The following is a 15,668-nucleotide window of genomic DNA, read 5'->3' as shown; positions in this document are numbered from 1 at the left end:
GGCACGACCCTAGGCAAGCTGTTCGGAAAAGAAAAGTCCTCACGCAATTGTGTGGTTGCCACCTGAAGTTCTGATTGTTTTGTTGGGTTTGTCCCGTTTCTGGCGGCTGGCATGCTGCAGGTGGAGAGCTGAATGTTGAGAGTTTTCACGATTCTGTTTCTTGTCTTCAAGGCGGGGCTGCTCAGTGCCGACGTACTGCAAACTTCTTCTGGCCCTGTGCGAGTGACGCCGATGGTCGAAGGATTGGATGCCCCATGGGCAATTGGTATTTTGCCGAGCCAGGGGGTTTTGATCACCGAACGTGATGGCAAACTGCTTTATGTTGCGGATGGGAAAGCCAAATCCGTCAAGGGTGTGCCCGACGTTTTGGCCAAAGGGCAGGGTGGTTTGTTGGACGTGACGGTCGCCCGTGATTTTAGCCAAACACGCGAGATATTCCTGACCTTTTCCAAACCACAGCGCGGTGGTGCTGGAACTGCCCTTGCGGTGGCCCGATTGTCTGAACGCGGTGATCGGCTGACCAACCTGCGTGTGATCTTCGAGGCTGTCCCGGGTGGTTCATCAGGGCGTCACTACGGTTCCCGCGTGGTGGAAGCTAAGGACGGAACTTTGTTCGTCACAATCGGCGACAGGGGGGAACGCCCCAAGGCGCAAGACAGGTCCAATCATAATGGCACGGTGGTCCGCGTGAACCGTGACGGATCGGTTCCCGGTGACAATCCCTTTGTTCAGGCAAGCGGTGTGCGGCCTGAGATCTGGTCCTATGGCCATCGCAATCCGCAAGGGGCCGGTTTGGACGCAAGGGGCCGCCTTTGGATATCGGAACACGGGGCAAAAGGTGGGGATGAGGTCAATCTGGTTCAGCCAGGGTCGAACTACGGTTGGCCAGTCATCTCCTTTGGCGTGCATTATTCCGGCGACAAAATAGGAGAAGGCACCGCGAAGCCGGGTATGGAACAACCAGAGCATTATTGGGACCCTTCCATCGCCCCTTCGGGTCTGATGGTTTATTCCGGCAAGCTTTGGTCGGACTGGAAAGGGGATATCTTCGTTGGGTCGCTCAAATTCGACTATATCGCGCGGCTGGCGGGATCGCCGCTGCGCGAGGTTGAACAGATCAAGGGCCCTGAAACGAATCGGGTGCGCGACATAGTCGAGGCCCCTGACGGGTCAATCTGGTTCATTTCCGTGGGTGAAGGGGCCGTCTATCGTATGATCCCTGAGTAACTTACACCGACAACCGGTCGCCCTGCGCTCCACGCTCGCGATAAGGCGTGGTATTGTAATGCGCCCGGTAGCATTTCGAGAAATGGCTTGGCGAGGCAAACCCGCAGGCCAGCGCCACATTGATCACACTCATATCGGTTTGCATCAACAAGTTGCGCGCTTTGTGCAGGCGCAGCTCCATGTAATACCGTTTGGGCGAACGGCTCAGGTAGCGGCGGAACAGACGTTCCAACTGCCGCGTCGACATGCCGACATCCTTGGCCAGAATCGAGGGTGAGATCGGTTCCTCGATGTTCTTTTCCATCATCAGGATGACCTGGCTCAGTTTCGGGTGGCGCACGCCAATCCGAGTTGGTGTCGATAGACGCTGGGTGTCTTGGTCGGTGCGGATCGAGGAATAGATCATCTGATCCGCAACGGCATTCGCCAAATCCTCGCCGAAGTCGTCAGCAATGATTTTAAGCAGCAGGTCGATGGAAGACGTGCCGCCTGCCGTCGTCATCCGGTTGCCGTCGACGATAAAGACGGACTTGGTCAGTTCAACCTCGTCGAATTCCTCGACAAAGCTGTCGGAGTTTTCCCAGTGAATGGTTGCGCGTTTGCCATCCAACAGCCCGGCCTTGGCCAAAGTATATGCCGCTGTACATAGGCCACCGATGCGCAAGCCGCGCCTTGCCTCGCGGCGCACCCAGTTCAACACCTTCTTGGTGGTCGCCGCCTGAACGTCGACCCCACCGCAGATCATGACAACATCGTCGCGCTGCAGCTCAACCAGGTCTGAATCCAGCGCAAAGGTAGTTCCGGCCGAACAGCTGACTGTTTCGCCACCTTCACCCATCAATGTCCACGTATACAGCGTTTTGTCCGCCATACGGTTGGCTATGCGCAGGCTGTCTAGTGCCGAAGCAAACGACAGCAGAGAAAATTTGTCCAAAAGGACAAATACGAAATTGCGGGAGTTGGCCGCAGTGTCTTCCACCGTGACAACTTGGCGTTGCTCTTGCATGGCGAGGTGTCCTTGATTCGGCGCCCGGCGACTTTTTGTCCGACGTCAGATTTGGCAGCCACCTTGATCAAAGCTTGTTTGCTGCGTCAAGAGGGCCAAATCGTATATGGTCAGTCTTCAATGCATTTTGTATAGAAGCAACCTGAATACTTCAGCGGAGATCAAAGCTATGACTGAATGGCAAAAAACGAACTGGCGCAACAAGCCCCGGGTTCAAATGCCAGACTATACCGACGCGGCCGCGCTGGCCAAGGTCGAGGCGCAGCTTTCACAGTATCCCCCGCTGGTCTTTGCGGGCGAAGCACGGCGTCTGAAGCAACATTTGGGTGCCGCCGGTCGCGGAGAGGCCTTCCTGTTGCAGGGCGGGGATTGTGCGGAAAGCTTTGAACAATTCAGCGCGGATGCGATCCGTGATACGTTCAAGGTGATGCTGCAGATGGCAATGGTTCTGACCTATGGCGCCAAGGTGCCGGTGGTCAAAGTGGGCCGCATGGCCGGCCAATTCGCCAAACCGCGCAGCGCCCCGACCGAGGTGGTGGATGGCGTTGAGCTGCCCAGCTACCGTGGTGACATCATCAACGAACTGGCCTTCACACCCGAAGCACGGATTCCGAATCCGGGCAAGATGCTGCAGGCCTACACTCAGGCGGCTGCGACCCTGAACCTTTTGCGCGCTTTCTCGACCGGTGGTTTCGCCGATATGAGCATGGTGCATTCCTGGACTTTGGGCTTCACCGATGTACAGGACGTGCAGAAATACTCGGAAATCGCCGACCGTATTCAGGACACTATCGACTTCATGGGCGCGGCAGGGATCACGGCGGACACCACGCATGAGTTCTCGACCGTTGAGTTCTACACCAGCCATGAAAGCCTGCTGCTGGAATACGAAGAGGCGCTGACCCGTCTTGATTCCACCTCTGGCAACTGGCTGGCCGGTTCGGGCCATATGATCTGGATCGGTGACCGCACCCGTCAGCCGGACGGGGCGCATGTAGAATTCTGCCGCGGCGTCCTGAACCCGATTGGCCTGAAATGTGGTCCCTCGACCACGGCAGAAGACCTCAAGGTTCTGATGTCCAAGTTGAACCCTGAAAACGAGGAAGGTCGCCTGACCCTGATCGCGCGCTTTGGTGCGGGCAAGGCGGGTGAGCATCTGCCGCGTCTGGTCAAGGCCGTCAAGGAAGAGGGCGCCAAAGTCACATGGGTCTGCGACCCGATGCACGGCAACACAATCAAATCGGCGACGGGCTACAAAACCCGTCCGTTTGATTCAGTCCTGCGCGAGGTGCGCGACTTCTTTGGTGTGCATCAGGCCGAAGGCACCATCCCTGGGGGCGTGCATTTTGAGATGACCGGTTTGGACGTGACCGAATGCACCGGTGGGGTGCGTGCCGTGACCGAAGAGGACCTCTCGGATCGTTACCACACTGCTTGCGACCCGCGACTGAACGCTACGCAATCGCTGGAACTGGCCTTTTTGGTTGCCGAAGAACTGACCAACCTGCGCCGCGATCGCAACAAACGTGAAGCCAGCTAAGACTTACTGTCTTTAAGGTTAAAAGGCGGGCTGCATTGGCCCGCCTTTTTTGTCAGTCGTCCCGTGACGCAACCAGCCGTAGATGTGATCCGGGTTTCTTGAATTCTGCTTGCTCTTCCGCAAACCCGGCCGAGATTTGCTGCGCCGGTTGTTGCGGTGCCTGAACGTCTGAAACAGCCCGCACTCTGGTGTCGGGGATTGAGAAACGGCGAGGCGTCGCGCCCATTGCACCGTCGGACATCATGACACCCAACACGCGGCTGACATCGCCAAGATCGCTTTTCAGGGGCAACAGGATCATACGTGCCTGCAACTGGCTGCGGCCCAGTTTACCGGCGGCGACCAATCCAAGCTCGGCAATTGCCGGCTGGGCAAAGACCTGCTCCAATACGTCCGATATCTGGCCACGAGCGCTGGGTTCGAAAAACGCGGTTAACGGCATGCCGCGCACTTCCATGCCTGCCAGCTGTGTTAGGTGGCTTCCAGCCAGACGAAACCGGGCCAGACCGGGCGCGATACGTTCCAGAATGAACGTGTATTCCAAAACGTTTTCAAGCCCGCGCGGATCGATCTGCGCACGTTTGGGGACACCGTCGCCGGTTAACAGCGCGGTCCAGTACGCCTCGACCTGTCGGATGGGCGAGAGGCTGCGCCCGCTGTCAAAACGATCCATTGCGACGATCTTTCCAGAGTTCGATCCGAACCTGTTACCGAAAAACGTTTTCATTTACATCACCCTAGCGTCAATCGCCCGTCATTTATCTAAAATTCAAGATATCGGGACCCTTCAGGTCCGATCATCCCTGACCAAAGCCAAATTGACACGAGTTGAGTCAATTTTGGAGGAATTCTTTAACGAATGGTTAACTTCTGGACGAAGGCCGAAAACCAGCAAACTCTTGCCCTGCGCCCGCCGATGGCATTAGGTGCGACAACCGAGCAGACAAGGACAGCCAACATGATCAGATCCATGACCGGATTCGCCGCAGGCAAAGGGGCGTATGGACCCCATAGCTGGACGTGGGATCTGCGCAGCGTGAACGGCAAGGGTCTGGACATACGGTTGCGCATGCCCGAGTGGCTGACCGGGCTCGAAACCGCCTTGCGCGGCCAGCTGTCCAAATCACTGAGCCGGGGAAATGTCACCTTGTCCTTACGGTTAAGCCGCGAAGAAACTGCCCCTGATCTGGTTCTGAATGAAGACGCCATGGGCGCGGCACTTGCTGCGCTGGCCCGTACGCAGGAAATGGCGGCAGAAAGCGGCGTCGCGCTGGCACCTTCGACCGCGGCGGACCTGATAGGGCTGAGAGGAATGTTGGAGGCTGGCAGTGAAGTGGACGACCCCGCGCCTCTGGTCAAGGAATTGACGAACGAATTTGCCGACCTGTTGGCAGCTTTCGTCGACATGCGCCAGACAGAAGGCAAGGCTCTGGCAGACATTCTGGACGGGCAGCTTGCTCAGGTCGCTGACTTAACGGCGCAAGCGGCCGAGCTTGCAGAACAACGCAAGGACAAGACCGCCGAGGCACTGCGCGAAAATCTGGCCCGTGTGCTGGACAATGCGCAAGGGGCTGACCCGGACCGGGTCGCGCAGGAATTGGCGCTGATCGCGGTCAAATCCGATATCACCGAAGAAATTGACCGCCTGAAAACGCATGTGAACGCCGCACGCGATCTGCTGTCGCAGGATGGGGCCGTGGGGCGCAAGCTGGATTTCCTGATGCAGGAGTTTAATCGCGAGGCCAACACGCTGTGTTCAAAGGCGCAAAGCGCCGAGCTGACCTCGGTTGGGCTTGAGCTGAAGGCCGTAATAGACCAGATGCGCGAACAGGTGCAAAATGTTGAATGACGATGGGAACAACTGACATGGCAGATCGCCGCGGCCTACTTATCATCCTGTCTTCGCCTTCCGGGGCGGGGAAATCCACTTTGGCCCGCAGGCTTATGGCCTGGGATGAAGGTCTGGAGTTCTCGGTTTCGGCCACGACCCGCGCACCTCGTCCGGGCGAAGAACACGGACGGGAATATTACTTTCTGTCAGAGGATGAATTCAGACAGCAGGTTGCCAAGGGTCAGATGCTGGAACATGCGCACGTGTTTGGGAACTTTTATGGCTCTCCGGCTGGCCCGGTGCAGGACTCGATAAATGCGGGCCGCGATGTTCTTTTTGACGTGGATTGGCAGGGTGAGGTTCAGATCCGCAATTCGGATCTGGGTAAGCACGCATTGTCGATTTTCATCCTGCCACCCTCGATCCCCGAATTGCGCCGCCGCCTGGAAACCCGCGGGCAGGACAGCGAGGACGTGATCGCCAAGCGGATGCTCAAAAGCTGGGATGAAATCAGCCACTGGGGCTATTACGACTATGTACTGGTCAACGATGACCTGGATACAACCGAGGAAAAGCTGAAAACCATCGTCAGCGCAGAGCGTATGCGCCGTATCCAACAACCAAGACTGCAAGACCACGTACGCACCTTGCAGAACGAATTTGAAGGTTTGTCATGACCATCTATGCCTTGGGCGAACACGCACCACAGATCCACGACGATACTTGGGTTGCACCCGATGCCAACTTGATTGGCAAAGTAGTGCTGGAAGAAGGGGCCTCGGTTTGGTTCGGCTGCACCATCCGCGCTGATCATGAAGAGATTCGCGTGGGCGAAGGCAGCAATGTGCAGGAAGATTGCATCATGCATATCGACGCCGGTTATCCTCTGACCATCGGTAAGAATTGTACCATCGGCCACAAGGTGATGCTGCATGGGTGTACGATCGGGGAAAACACGCTCATCGGCATGGGAGCCATCGTGTTGAACGGGGCAAAGATTGGTAAGAATTGTCTGATCGGGGCAGGGGCCTTGATCACCGAAGGCAAGGAAATCCCCGACAACTCGCTGGTCATGGGAACGCCGGGCAAGGTTGTGCGGGAACTGGACGAAGCCGCGGCGCAGAAAATCACGCTCAGCGCGTTACATTATCAACAGAATATGCGCCGGTTCCGTGACGAGATGAAGCCTGTGTCCTAACTTGCCGGGAAGGGTCTGAAGAATGTCAGACGACCTGCTTGCCGAACTTGTCTCGGCCATTCCGATGCCGGCTTTGATGGTCGACCAGACCGAACGGATCATTGCCGCCAATGACGATGCCAAAACCCTGCTGACGCAGAATATCGTCGGTCGGCATTTCGCGACGATTTTGCGGCAACCTGGGGTGATTGATGCAATTGAACAGTGCCTGCATACCAATGGTCCGGCAAAGGCGCGCCACCTGTCCAATGACGGAGCGCAGGACACCACGTTCGAGGTTGAATGCCGTTATCTGAACGGTGTAGGGGCGGTGTCCGGCGGTGCCATGCTGGCGACTTTCCAAGATGTCTCGCATGTCGAGCAGGCCAGCCAGATGCGGCGGGATTTCGTGGCGAATGTCAGTCATGAGTTGCGCACACCGCTGACAGCGTTGATGGGCTTCATCGAAACGTTGCGTGGTCCGGCGCGTGATGACGCCGCCGCGCGCGCGCGGTTTCTTGAGATCATGGCCGACGAAGCCAATCGTATGAACCGATTGGTGGGGGATCTGCTGTCACTAAACCGTGTCGAAAGCGAAGAACGTGTGCGGCCCAAAGATCAGCTTGAATTGACGGGGCTGTTGCAATCAACGCTGAACTCACTGCGCCCGCTGGCCGAGAGTGCCAACGTCGAGGTGAGCTTGAACGCGCCAGAAGGGCCTGTCTCGCTGATCGGGGATGGCGACCAGCTGCGTCAGGTCTTCACCAACCTGATCGAGAACGCCATCAAATACGGTGGCAGTGGGGGCAGCGTCGACATTCGGGTGGAATCATCCGAACGCGATTCCGTCATGCGTGGTCCGGCTGTCAGGGTTTTGGTCAGTGACAAGGGGCCCGGCATTGACGCGATACACCTGCCCCGCCTGACCGAGCGATTCTACCGCGCCGACAGCCACAGATCGCGACAACTGGGCGGAACCGGGCTGGGCCTTGCGATTGTAAAACACATAATCAACCGCCATCGCGGGCGTTTGCGGATGCAAAGCGAAGTTGGAAAGGGTTCAACCTTTACCGTAATATTGCCGCGATAACAAAAGCTTGCCAGACGTGGTCTGCCTGTCATGTAAAAAGCGCATTGCAGCTTTGCGTTCCAACGGCCTGTTTTCATGCGATCTGTCATAAAGCTGTTACATACCTGTCACAAAAGGCTTACGCGCGACTTTTAGACGTTGGCGCAAGATCATCATGGGGATGATCACAAACTGATATGATCAAGGAGACTGGAATGTCCTTTGTAAAACTGTCGGCTTCGGCGCTTGCTATCGCTGCCGTATCGGCCACCGCTGCTGCTGCGCGTGACCAGGTTCAGGTCGCGGGTTCTTCGACCGTGCTGCCTTATGCTTCGATCGTTGCAGAAGCCTTCGGTGAAAACTTTGACTTCCCGACACCAGTTGTCGAGTCGGGTGGTTCGTCAGCGGGCCTCAAGCGGTTCTGCGAAGGTGTTGGCGAAAACACCATCGACGTGGCAAACGCATCGCGCGCGATCCGTGAAAAAGAGATCAAAGCCTGTGCCGAAAACGGTGTGACCGACATCATCGAAGTGCAGATCGGTTATGATGGCATCGTGTTCGCCTCGGACATTAACGGCAACACGTTCGAGTTCACGCCGGAAGATTGGTACAAAGCCCTGTCCGCGCAGATCGTTGTGGACGGCGAGCTGGTCGACAACCCGAACAAAACCTGGGCCGACGTGAACCCGGATTTCCCGGCGCAACCCATCGCAGCCTTCATCCCGGGCACCAAGCACGGCACCCGTGAAGTGTTCGAAGATAAGGTGATCCTGGCCGGTTGTGAGCATCTGGGCGACTTTGACGTCTACAAAGCTGCCAACGGCGACGACAAAAAGGCGGCTGAGAAAGCCTGTATCGCTCTGCGCACCGACGGCGTTTCGGTCGACATCGACGGCGATTATACCGAGACCCTGGCGCGCATCGATAGCAATAAGGACGGCATCGGCGTCTTTGGTCTGGCGTTCTACGAAAACAACACTGACAAGCTGCAGGTTGCGACCATGTCAGACGTTGTTCCGTCGACCGAATCCATCGCATCGGGCGAATACCCGGTGTCGCGCCCGCTGTTCTTCTACGTGAAAAAAGCGCATATCGGCGTGGTTCCCGGCCTGAAAGAATATGCTGAGTTCTTTGTCGCGGATGAGATTGCAGGCCCCGATGGCCCGCTGGCCGAGTACGGCCTGGTCTCTGACCCGGAACTGGGCAAGGTTCAGGAAACTGTTGCAAACGAAGCCGTTCTGGGCGGTGGTTCCTAATCCATATCGAAAACCGAACCGGGGCGTTTTCTTCACGCCCCGGTTCTTTTTGCCTCCACTCACTGCCATCCTCACGGAGTTCTCATGGCGTTATCCTGGCTGTTGCTAATCCTGCTTGCGCTGGCAGTGATCGGATATTTCACGGGCCGTTCCCGAGCCCTGGCTAGCGCGGGGGGTAACGCCCGCGAACTGCATTCGTTGCCGTCTTATTACGGCTACAATGTTGCCTTTACGGCGCTTGTACCGGCCTTGGGCGTACTGATCATCTGGCTTTTGGTGCAGCCAATGATCATCGACAACGCAATATCCGGTTTGATCCCTGACAACGCGATCGCCGAAGGGTCGGATCGCGGCCTTGTTATGAGCGAGGTGCGCCGCGTGGCTGACGGCCTGAACGGTGCTGTTGCCGCTGGCACGATGACCGAGGCACAAGCGCAGAACGCGAATGCGGATATTGATACACTGACCGCGGCCCTGAAGGACGCGGGCCAGGTTCTGACGCAAGATATCACCCAGCCAATCTTGATGGCCGCTCAGAAATACCGCAGCATGACCAGCAGCGGGTCTGTGGCGATGCAGGTCGTAGTGCTGGCGCTGGCCTTGTTGGGTGCGGCCTTTGCTTATGTTCGCACGAATAAGGAATTCCGCGCCCGTAACGTGGTCGAGCAAGGCGTTCTGGCCTTGCTGCTACTGGCCGCGTCGATTGCTATTCTGACCACCGTAGGCATCGTCTTGTCGATGTTCTTCGAGACGCTGAACTTCTTCCAACTACACTCGTGGAAAGACTTTTTCTTCGGCAGCACCTGGGCCCCGAATTTCCGCGGTGGGAGTGAGCTGTCGATCCTGCCGCTTTTGTGGGGTACGCTCTATATCTCGGTGATTGCCCTGTTGGTGGCGGTGCCGATTGGCCTGTTTGCGGCTGTATATCTGTCAGAATACGCCTCGACCGTGACTCGGTCGGTCGCGAAACCTTTGCTGGAAATCCTCGCGGGTATTCCAACCATCGTTTACGGCCTGTTTGCATTGCTGACCGTGGGGCCTGCGCTGGTGTCCCTGTTCGGAAATGGCGGCGCGTTGGGGCTGGGGTGGATGGCAAGTTCCAATGCCGTTCTGACCGCTGGTTTGGTGATGGGTATCATGCTGATCCCGTTTGTCTCATCGCTGTCTGATGACATCATCAACGCGGTGCCGCAGTCGATCCGCGATGGCTCGCTTGGACTGGGCGCGACGAAATCTGAAACCGTGCGTCAGGTGGTTCTGCCCGCCGCGCTGCCGGGGATCGTGGGCGCGATCCTGCTGGCCGCCAGCCGCGCCATTGGTGAGACGATGATCGTGGTGATGGCCGCCGGTGCAATCGCCAAATTCTCGGGCAACCCGTTCGAGGCAATGACCACCATTACAACCCGGATCGTCAGCCAGCTGACCGGCGACACCGACTTTGCCAGCCCCGAGACACTGGTGGCCTTCGCACTGGGTCTGACACTGTTCATCATAACGCTGGGGCTGAACATCTTTGCCCTCTACATCGTACGCAAATACCGGGAGCAGTACGAATGACCGATATTTCCCAAACACCTGGCGCTGCTCCTGCGGCGAAACCCAAGGGCGGTTCGCTGTTTGAAAAGGACGCGCGCACCAAACGGCGCAATGCGGCTGAAAGTCGGTTCAAGATGTACGGTGTCGCCGCAATCGGTATCGGGTTGCTGATGCTGGTCGTGCTGGTCACGAATATTGTGACCGCTGGGACCGGGGCCTTCCAGCAGACCTATCTTGAACTGAATGTCGAGCTAAAGGCCGACAAGCTTGATAAGAAGGGCAACCGCAATATTGAGGACATCAAGAAGGTTTCGACCTTCGGTTACGCGCCCCTTATTGCATCGGCTCTTGAAACCGAAGTTCAAGAGCTGGGCATTCAGACCGATCTGAAACCCAAGGCAATGGGTAAAATCCTGTCCAAGGCAGCGCAAGCCGAGCTGCGCAATTACGTCATCGCCAACCCAGATGAGATCGGCAAAACGGTCAGTTTCCGCTTTTTGACCAACAGCCGCGTCGATGGCTATTTGAAGGGCCGCGTCACACGTGAGTCGATTGCCAACGATAAGAGCATCACGGTCGAACAACTTGATTTCGTTGATCAGTTGCGGGATGCAGGCGTGCTGTACAAAGCCTTCAACCCTGATTTCATCTTTGGCTCGGACGCATCTGATCAGCGGCCCGAGGCTGCGGGGATCGGTGTATCGATGCTGGGTTCGCTGTTCATGATGTTTGTGGTGCTTGCGCTAGCGCTTCCGATTGGCGTTGCGGCCTCAATCTATCTTGAGGAATTCGCACCGCAGAACCGACTGACTGATATCATTGAGGTAAACATTTCGAACCTCGCTGCCGTGCCGTCCATCGTGTTTGGTATTCTGGGTCTGGCCGTGTTCATCAACTATATGCACCTGCCGACATCCGCTCCGCTGGTGGGTGGTCTGGTGCTGACGCTGATGACTTTACCAACAATTATCATATCGACCCGCGCGTCGTTGAAGGCGGTTCCGCCATCGATCCGTGATGCAGCGTTGGGGGTAGGGGCCTCGAAAATGCAGGCGGTGTTCCATCACGTTCTGCCTCTGGCCGCGCCCGGCATCTTGACTGGCACGATCATCGGCCTGGCGCAGGCGCTGGGGGAAACTGCACCGCTGCTGCTGATCGGAATGGTAGGATTTATTGCCTCGAACCCGCCGGATGGCATCGTCGCTGGCTTCCTGTCGCCAAACTCGGCCATGCCGGCGCAGATCTATGAATGGTCCAAGCGCGCCGACCCGGCCTTTTATGAACGCGCATGGGGGGGCATCATCATTCTGTTGATCTTCCTTGTGACAATGAACACCATCGCGGTACTTCTGCGCCGCCGCTTTGAACGCCGCTGGTAAAAGGGGCCCAAGATGAACCAGATGACAAGTGTGGAGAGAACCGTGGACTCCAAAAACATCAAGATCGCCGCGAATAACGTTCAGGTCCATTACGGCGATACGCACGCCATCAAAGACGTGAATGTTGAAATCGAGGACAAAACCGTCACGGCATTCATCGGGCCGTCGGGCTGCGGCAAGTCCACTTTTCTGCGGTGCTTGAACCGGATGAACGACACGATCGACATTTGCCGGGTGCAGGGCGATATCCTGCTGGATGGCGAGGATATCTATGACAAGCGCGTCGACCCAGTACAACTGCGTGCAAAAGTGGGCATGGTGTTTCAGAAACCCAATCCGTTCCCAAAGTCGATCTATGACAACGTGGCCTACGGTCCGCGCATTCACGGTCTTGCGAAAAACAAGGCGGAACTGGATGAAATCGTGGAAAAATCCCTGCGCCGCGGTGCGATCTGGGACGAGGTAAAGGACCGCCTGGACGCCCCTGGCACCGGTCTGTCCGGCGGTCAGCAACAACGCCTGTGCATCGCCCGCGCTGTGGCGACGGAGCCCGAGGTTCTGCTGATGGATGAGCCATGCTCAGCCCTGGACCCGATTGCAACAGCACAGGTCGAAGAACTGATCGACGACCTGCGCGCGCGCTATTCGGTGGTGATCGTCACTCACTCGATGCAGCAGGCCGCACGGGTCAGCCAGAAGACCGCATTCTTCCATCTGGGCAATCTGGTGGAATTTGGGGAAACCGGGCAAATCTTTACCAATCCCGTCGACCCCCGCACGGAAAGCTACATCACCGGCCGGATCGGCTGAACACAGGTATTCAGATATGAGCGAACAACATATTGCATCCGCCTTCGACCGCGACCTAGAAGCCATTCAGGCCCATATCATGAAGATGGGCGGTCTGGTCGAAGCCGCCATCATGAACTCGGCCCGGTCCCTTGAAACACGAGACGAGGAACTGGCCCAGCAGGTCCGTCAGGGTGACAAGGCCATCGACGCTCTGGAAGAGTTGATCAACGAAGAAACCGCCCGCCTGATCGCGCTGCGTGCGCCGACCGCCAGCGATTTACGTCTGGTGCTGTCAGTTCTGAAGGTATCTGCCAACCTGGAACGCATCGGCGACTATTCCAAAAACATCGCCAAGCGCACCACGGTTCTAGCCAGTGGGGGGGATATCAACGGCAGCGCGGCTGCCTTGCGTCGTATGGCACGCGAGGTTGAACGCATGCTGCGCGACGCACTGGACGCATATATTCAGCGTGATGCCGAACTGGCCGCCGAAGTGATCGACCGCGATGAAGAGGTCGACCAGATGTATAACGGTCTGTTCCGCGAATTGCTGACTTTCATGGCTGAGGACCCGCGCAATATCTCGTCCTGTATGCACCTGCATTTCATCGCCAAGAACATCGAGCGTATGGGTGACCACGTCACCGCGATTGCCGAACAGGTCGTGTATTTCGTAACCGGTGAGCGCCCGACCGAGGCGCGCCCGAAAGCCGATATTACCTCTCAATCCGCCTAGGAGTTCAGACGAATGTCCGCTGATCAACCAACCGTTCTGGTGGTCGAGGATGAACCGGCCCAGCGTGAAGTGCTGGCCTATAACCTCGAAGCTGAAGGGTTCCGCGTATCCAAGGCCGCCAATGGCGACGAAGCCATGCTGTTGGTCGATGAGGAACAGCCTGACATCATCGTGTTGGATTGGATGATGCCGAATCTCAGCGGGATTGAGGTCTGTCGCCGTCTTAAAATGCGCCCTGATACACGCGCAATTCCGATCATCATGCTGTCGGCGCGTACGGAAGAGATCGACAAGGTACGCGGTCTGGAAACCGGCGCAGATGATTACGTTGTCAAACCGTATTCGGTGGTAGAACTAATGGCGCGGGTGCGCACGCAATTGCGCCGGGTCCGCCCGGCAACTGTTGGTATACGTCTTGAATTTGACGACATCATTCTGGACGCGGAAACGCACAAGGTGAGCCGTGACAGCAAACCATTAAAGCTTGGCCCGACCGAGTTTCGCCTGCTGAGCACATTCATGGAAAAACCCGGCCGCGTCTGGAGCCGCGAGCAACTGCTTGACCGGGTTTGGGGCCGCGATATCTATGTCGATACGCGCACCGTAGACGTCCATATCGGTCGGTTGCGAAAAGCACTGACGCAGCATGGCGGCAAGGACCCGGTTCGAACCGTTCGCGGCGCCGGTTACGCTCTGGGTTGAAGGTCGGGGCAGGGGTATGAGTTTTGCTCATAGTCAGATGCCAAACTCTTACTGTCTTTTGCTGAAAGGCCGGGTTAGTTTGCCGCGAAGCTGATTGAGCGGAGAAGCACCATGAACGCCCCTGACACCAAGCCAACTCTGCGCGCCAAAGATGCGCCTGATATGGGTAAATTCACATGGGATGATCCTTTTCGTTTGTCCGATCAACTGACGGAAGACGAACGTATGATCGCCGCCAGCGCCAACGCTTATGCGCAGGAAAAGCTGCAACCAAGGGTGACCAAGGCCTATCAGAACGAAGAAACCGACCCCGAGATTTTCCGCGAAATGGGTGAAATGGGCCTGCTGGGCACCACGATCCCCGAGGAATACGGCGGACTGGGGGCAGGGTACGTGTCCTACGGTCTGGTCGCGCGCGAAGTCGAGCGTGTAGATTCGGGCTATCGCTCGATGATGTCGGTGCAAAGCTCATTGGTGATGTACCCAATTTATGCCTATGGCAGCGAAGAACAGCGCCGGAAATACCTGCCGAAACTGGCCAGCGGTGAATGTATCGGGTGTTTCGGTCTGACCGAGGCTGATGCAGGATCGGATCCGGCCGGTATGAAAACCCGGGCCGAGAAAATAGACGGCGGATACCGTTTGACCGGCAGCAAGATGTGGATCTCGAACTCTCCGATTGCGGATGTGTTTGTGATTTGGGCCAAGTCAGACGCCCATGACGGAAAGATCCGTGGCTTTGTCTTGGACAAAGGTCTTAAGGGACTGAGCGCTCCGAAAATTCAGAACAAGCTGAGCCTACGGGCGTCGATCACCGGCGAAATCGTTTTGGACGGCGTCGAGGTCGACGAAAACGCGCTGCTGCCGCATGTACAGGGGCTGAAAGGTCCGTTTGGTTGTTTGAATCGTGCACGCTATGGCATCAGCTGGGGCGTGATGGGGGCGGCTGAAAACTGCTGGCACGCCGCGCGCGAATACGGGTTGGATCGAAAACAATTCAATCGTCCGCTGGCGCAGACGCAGCTGTTTCAACGCAAGCTGGCAGACATGCAGACCGAAATCTCATTGGGCTTGCAGGCAAGCCTGCGCGTTGGCCGTCTGATGGACGAAGCGAATGCCGCACCCGAGATGATTTCGATCGTCAAGCGCAACAACTGCGGTAAAGCACTGGATATCGCTCGGATGTCGCGGGATATGCACGGCGGTAACGGTATCTCGCTGGAGTTCCATGTCATTCGCCACATGGTCAATCTTGAGACTGTGAATACCTATGAAGGGACCCATGATGTGCATGCGCTGATCCTGGGGCGGGCTCAAACCGGGTTGCAGGCATTCTATTAAGGTTTGCGTGTAATTGGTATTATGGTAAAAAGATGGTATGCCTAATATGCAAATTACACCATTTTAACAATGGATT

15 protein-coding genes are annotated in these 15,668 nt (G+C 56.9%); 13 read left to right on the top strand and 2 right to left on the bottom strand.

Annotated elements, in window-relative coordinates; genetic code table 11:
* Window positions 1-132: 132 nt before the first annotated feature.
* Complete coding sequence (locus tag GOX21_RS02885) at window positions 133-1,227, top strand: PQQ-dependent sugar dehydrogenase (RefSeq protein ID WP_170375366.1); 1,095 nt, start codon at window positions 133-135, stop codon at window positions 1,225-1,227.
* A gap of 1 nt (window position 1,228) precedes the next feature.
* On the opposite strand, the gene GOX21_RS02880 is transcribed toward GOX21_RS02885, so the two are convergent.
* Window positions 1,229-2,233, bottom strand: coding sequence for a GlxA family transcriptional regulator (locus GOX21_RS02880; RefSeq protein WP_170348726.1), 1,005 nt, complete (start codon window positions 2,231-2,233; stop codon window positions 1,229-1,231).
* 169 nt (window positions 2,234-2,402) lie between these two features.
* Here GOX21_RS02880 and GOX21_RS02875 point away from each other — a divergent pair, with 169 nt between their 5' ends.
* Window positions 2,403-3,773, top strand: a complete 1,371-nt coding sequence (locus GOX21_RS02875; RefSeq protein WP_170348725.1) for a class II 3-deoxy-7-phosphoheptulonate synthase — start codon at window positions 2,403-2,405, stop codon at window positions 3,771-3,773.
* Window positions 3,774-3,825: 52 nt separating this feature from the next.
* Here the strand turns inward: GOX21_RS02875 and GOX21_RS02870 are convergent, their stop codons facing one another.
* Window positions 3,826-4,500 carry a PAS domain-containing protein gene (locus tag GOX21_RS02870; protein WP_170375364.1) on the bottom strand — a complete coding sequence of 225 codons (675 nt, stop codon included), beginning with the start codon at window positions 4,498-4,500 and terminating at the stop codon, window positions 3,826-3,828.
* 231 nt (window positions 4,501-4,731) lie between these two features.
* Between GOX21_RS02870 and GOX21_RS02865 the strand changes: the two genes are divergently transcribed.
* From GOX21_RS02865 to GOX21_RS02815, 11 genes are all read left to right on the top strand, one after another.
* Window positions 4,732-5,622, top strand: a complete 891-nt coding sequence (locus GOX21_RS02865; RefSeq protein ID WP_170375362.1) for a YicC/YloC family endoribonuclease — start codon at window positions 4,732-4,734, stop codon at window positions 5,620-5,622.
* A gap of 17 nt (window positions 5,623-5,639) precedes the next feature.
* Window positions 5,640-6,281 carry a guanylate kinase gene (gene gmk / locus GOX21_RS02860; protein WP_170348722.1) on the top strand — a complete coding sequence of 214 codons (642 nt, stop codon included), beginning with the start codon at window positions 5,640-5,642 and terminating at the stop codon, window positions 6,279-6,281.
* A complete protein-coding gene (locus GOX21_RS02855; protein ID WP_170358490.1) occupies window positions 6,278-6,802 on the top strand; it encodes a gamma carbonic anhydrase family protein in 525 nt (174 codons plus the stop codon). Before gmk ends, GOX21_RS02855 begins: the two co-directional genes overlap by 4 nt.
* A 22-nt stretch (window positions 6,803-6,824) precedes the next feature.
* Entirely contained in the window at window positions 6,825-7,871 is a 1,047-nt protein-coding gene (locus GOX21_RS02850) for a sensor histidine kinase (RefSeq protein ID WP_170375361.1), read from the top strand.
* Window positions 7,872-8,065: 194 nt separating this feature from the next.
* A complete protein-coding gene (locus GOX21_RS02845) occupies window positions 8,066-9,106 on the top strand; it encodes a substrate-binding domain-containing protein (RefSeq protein ID WP_170348719.1) in 1,041 nt (346 codons plus the stop codon).
* Between the two features lie 84 nt (window positions 9,107-9,190).
* Window positions 9,191-10,663: a phosphate ABC transporter permease subunit PstC gene (gene pstC / locus GOX21_RS02840; RefSeq protein ID WP_170348718.1), complete on the top strand. Its 1,473-nt coding sequence runs from the start codon at window positions 9,191-9,193 to the stop codon at window positions 10,661-10,663.
* On the top strand, window positions 10,660-12,021 hold the full coding sequence (pstA, locus tag GOX21_RS02835; RefSeq protein WP_170375359.1) for a phosphate ABC transporter permease PstA: 1,362 nt from the start codon (window positions 10,660-10,662) through the stop codon (window positions 12,019-12,021). Before pstC ends, pstA begins: the two co-directional genes overlap by 4 nt.
* A gap of 12 nt (window positions 12,022-12,033) precedes the next feature.
* Window positions 12,034-12,831, top strand: a complete 798-nt coding sequence (gene pstB / locus GOX21_RS02830) for a phosphate ABC transporter ATP-binding protein PstB (protein ID WP_170375357.1) — start codon at window positions 12,034-12,036, stop codon at window positions 12,829-12,831.
* A gap of 16 nt (window positions 12,832-12,847) precedes the next feature.
* Complete coding sequence (phoU, locus tag GOX21_RS02825; RefSeq protein ID WP_058281268.1) at window positions 12,848-13,549, top strand: phosphate signaling complex protein PhoU; 702 nt, start codon at window positions 12,848-12,850, stop codon at window positions 13,547-13,549.
* 12 nt (window positions 13,550-13,561) lie between these two features.
* On the top strand, window positions 13,562-14,251 hold the full coding sequence (gene phoB / locus GOX21_RS02820) for a phosphate regulon transcriptional regulator PhoB (RefSeq protein WP_170375354.1): 690 nt from the start codon (window positions 13,562-13,564) through the stop codon (window positions 14,249-14,251).
* Window positions 14,252-14,362: 111 nt separating this feature from the next.
* Window positions 14,363-15,592 (top strand): acyl-CoA dehydrogenase, encoded by a 1,230-nt coding sequence (locus tag GOX21_RS02815; RefSeq protein WP_170375352.1) that lies wholly within the window; start codon window positions 14,363-14,365, stop codon window positions 15,590-15,592.
* The last annotated feature ends 76 nt before the right edge of the window (window positions 15,593-15,668 follow it).

The organism is Ruegeria atlantica, from assembly GCF_013032005.1.
GTDB classification, from domain to species: domain Bacteria; phylum Pseudomonadota; class Alphaproteobacteria; order Rhodobacterales; family Rhodobacteraceae; genus Ruegeria; species Ruegeria atlantica_A.
This window is presented reverse-complemented; position numbering and strand designations above follow the sequence as displayed.

Excerpts from the sequence above, each read along its gene's own strand:
- GOX21_RS02875 (WP_170348725.1), top strand. The coding sequence starts at position 2,403 with ATGACTGAATGGCAAAAAACGAACTGGCGCAACAAGCCCCGGGTTCAA.
- GOX21_RS02885 (WP_170375366.1), top strand. The coding sequence starts at position 133 with ATGTTGAGAGTTTTCACGATTCTGTTTCTTGTCTTCAAGGCGGGGCTG.
- GOX21_RS02850 (WP_170375361.1), top strand. The coding sequence starts at position 6,825 with ATGTCAGACGACCTGCTTGCCGAACTTGTCTCGGCCATTCCGATGCCG.
- pstC (WP_170348718.1), top strand. The coding sequence starts at position 9,191 with ATGGCGTTATCCTGGCTGTTGCTAATCCTGCTTGCGCTGGCAGTGATC.
- GOX21_RS02815 (WP_170375352.1), top strand. The coding sequence starts at position 14,363 with ATGAACGCCCCTGACACCAAGCCAACTCTGCGCGCCAAAGATGCGCCT.
- phoU (WP_058281268.1), top strand. The coding sequence starts at position 12,848 with ATGAGCGAACAACATATTGCATCCGCCTTCGACCGCGACCTAGAAGCC.
- GOX21_RS02880 (WP_170348726.1), bottom strand. The coding sequence starts at position 2,233 with ATGCAAGAGCAACGCCAAGTTGTCACGGTGGAAGACACTGCGGCCAAC.
- pstB (WP_170375357.1), top strand. The coding sequence starts at position 12,034 with ATGAACCAGATGACAAGTGTGGAGAGAACCGTGGACTCCAAAAACATC.
- pstA (WP_170375359.1), top strand. The coding sequence starts at position 10,660 with ATGACCGATATTTCCCAAACACCTGGCGCTGCTCCTGCGGCGAAACCC.
- gmk (WP_170348722.1), top strand. The coding sequence starts at position 5,640 with ATGGCAGATCGCCGCGGCCTACTTATCATCCTGTCTTCGCCTTCCGGG.
- GOX21_RS02870 (WP_170375364.1), bottom strand. The coding sequence starts at position 4,500 with ATGAAAACGTTTTTCGGTAACAGGTTCGGATCGAACTCTGGAAAGATC.
- GOX21_RS02855 (WP_170358490.1), top strand. The coding sequence starts at position 6,278 with ATGACCATCTATGCCTTGGGCGAACACGCACCACAGATCCACGACGAT.
- GOX21_RS02845 (WP_170348719.1), top strand. The coding sequence starts at position 8,066 with ATGTCCTTTGTAAAACTGTCGGCTTCGGCGCTTGCTATCGCTGCCGTA.
- phoB (WP_170375354.1), top strand. The coding sequence starts at position 13,562 with ATGTCCGCTGATCAACCAACCGTTCTGGTGGTCGAGGATGAACCGGCC.
- GOX21_RS02865 (WP_170375362.1), top strand. The coding sequence starts at position 4,732 with ATGATCAGATCCATGACCGGATTCGCCGCAGGCAAAGGGGCGTATGGA.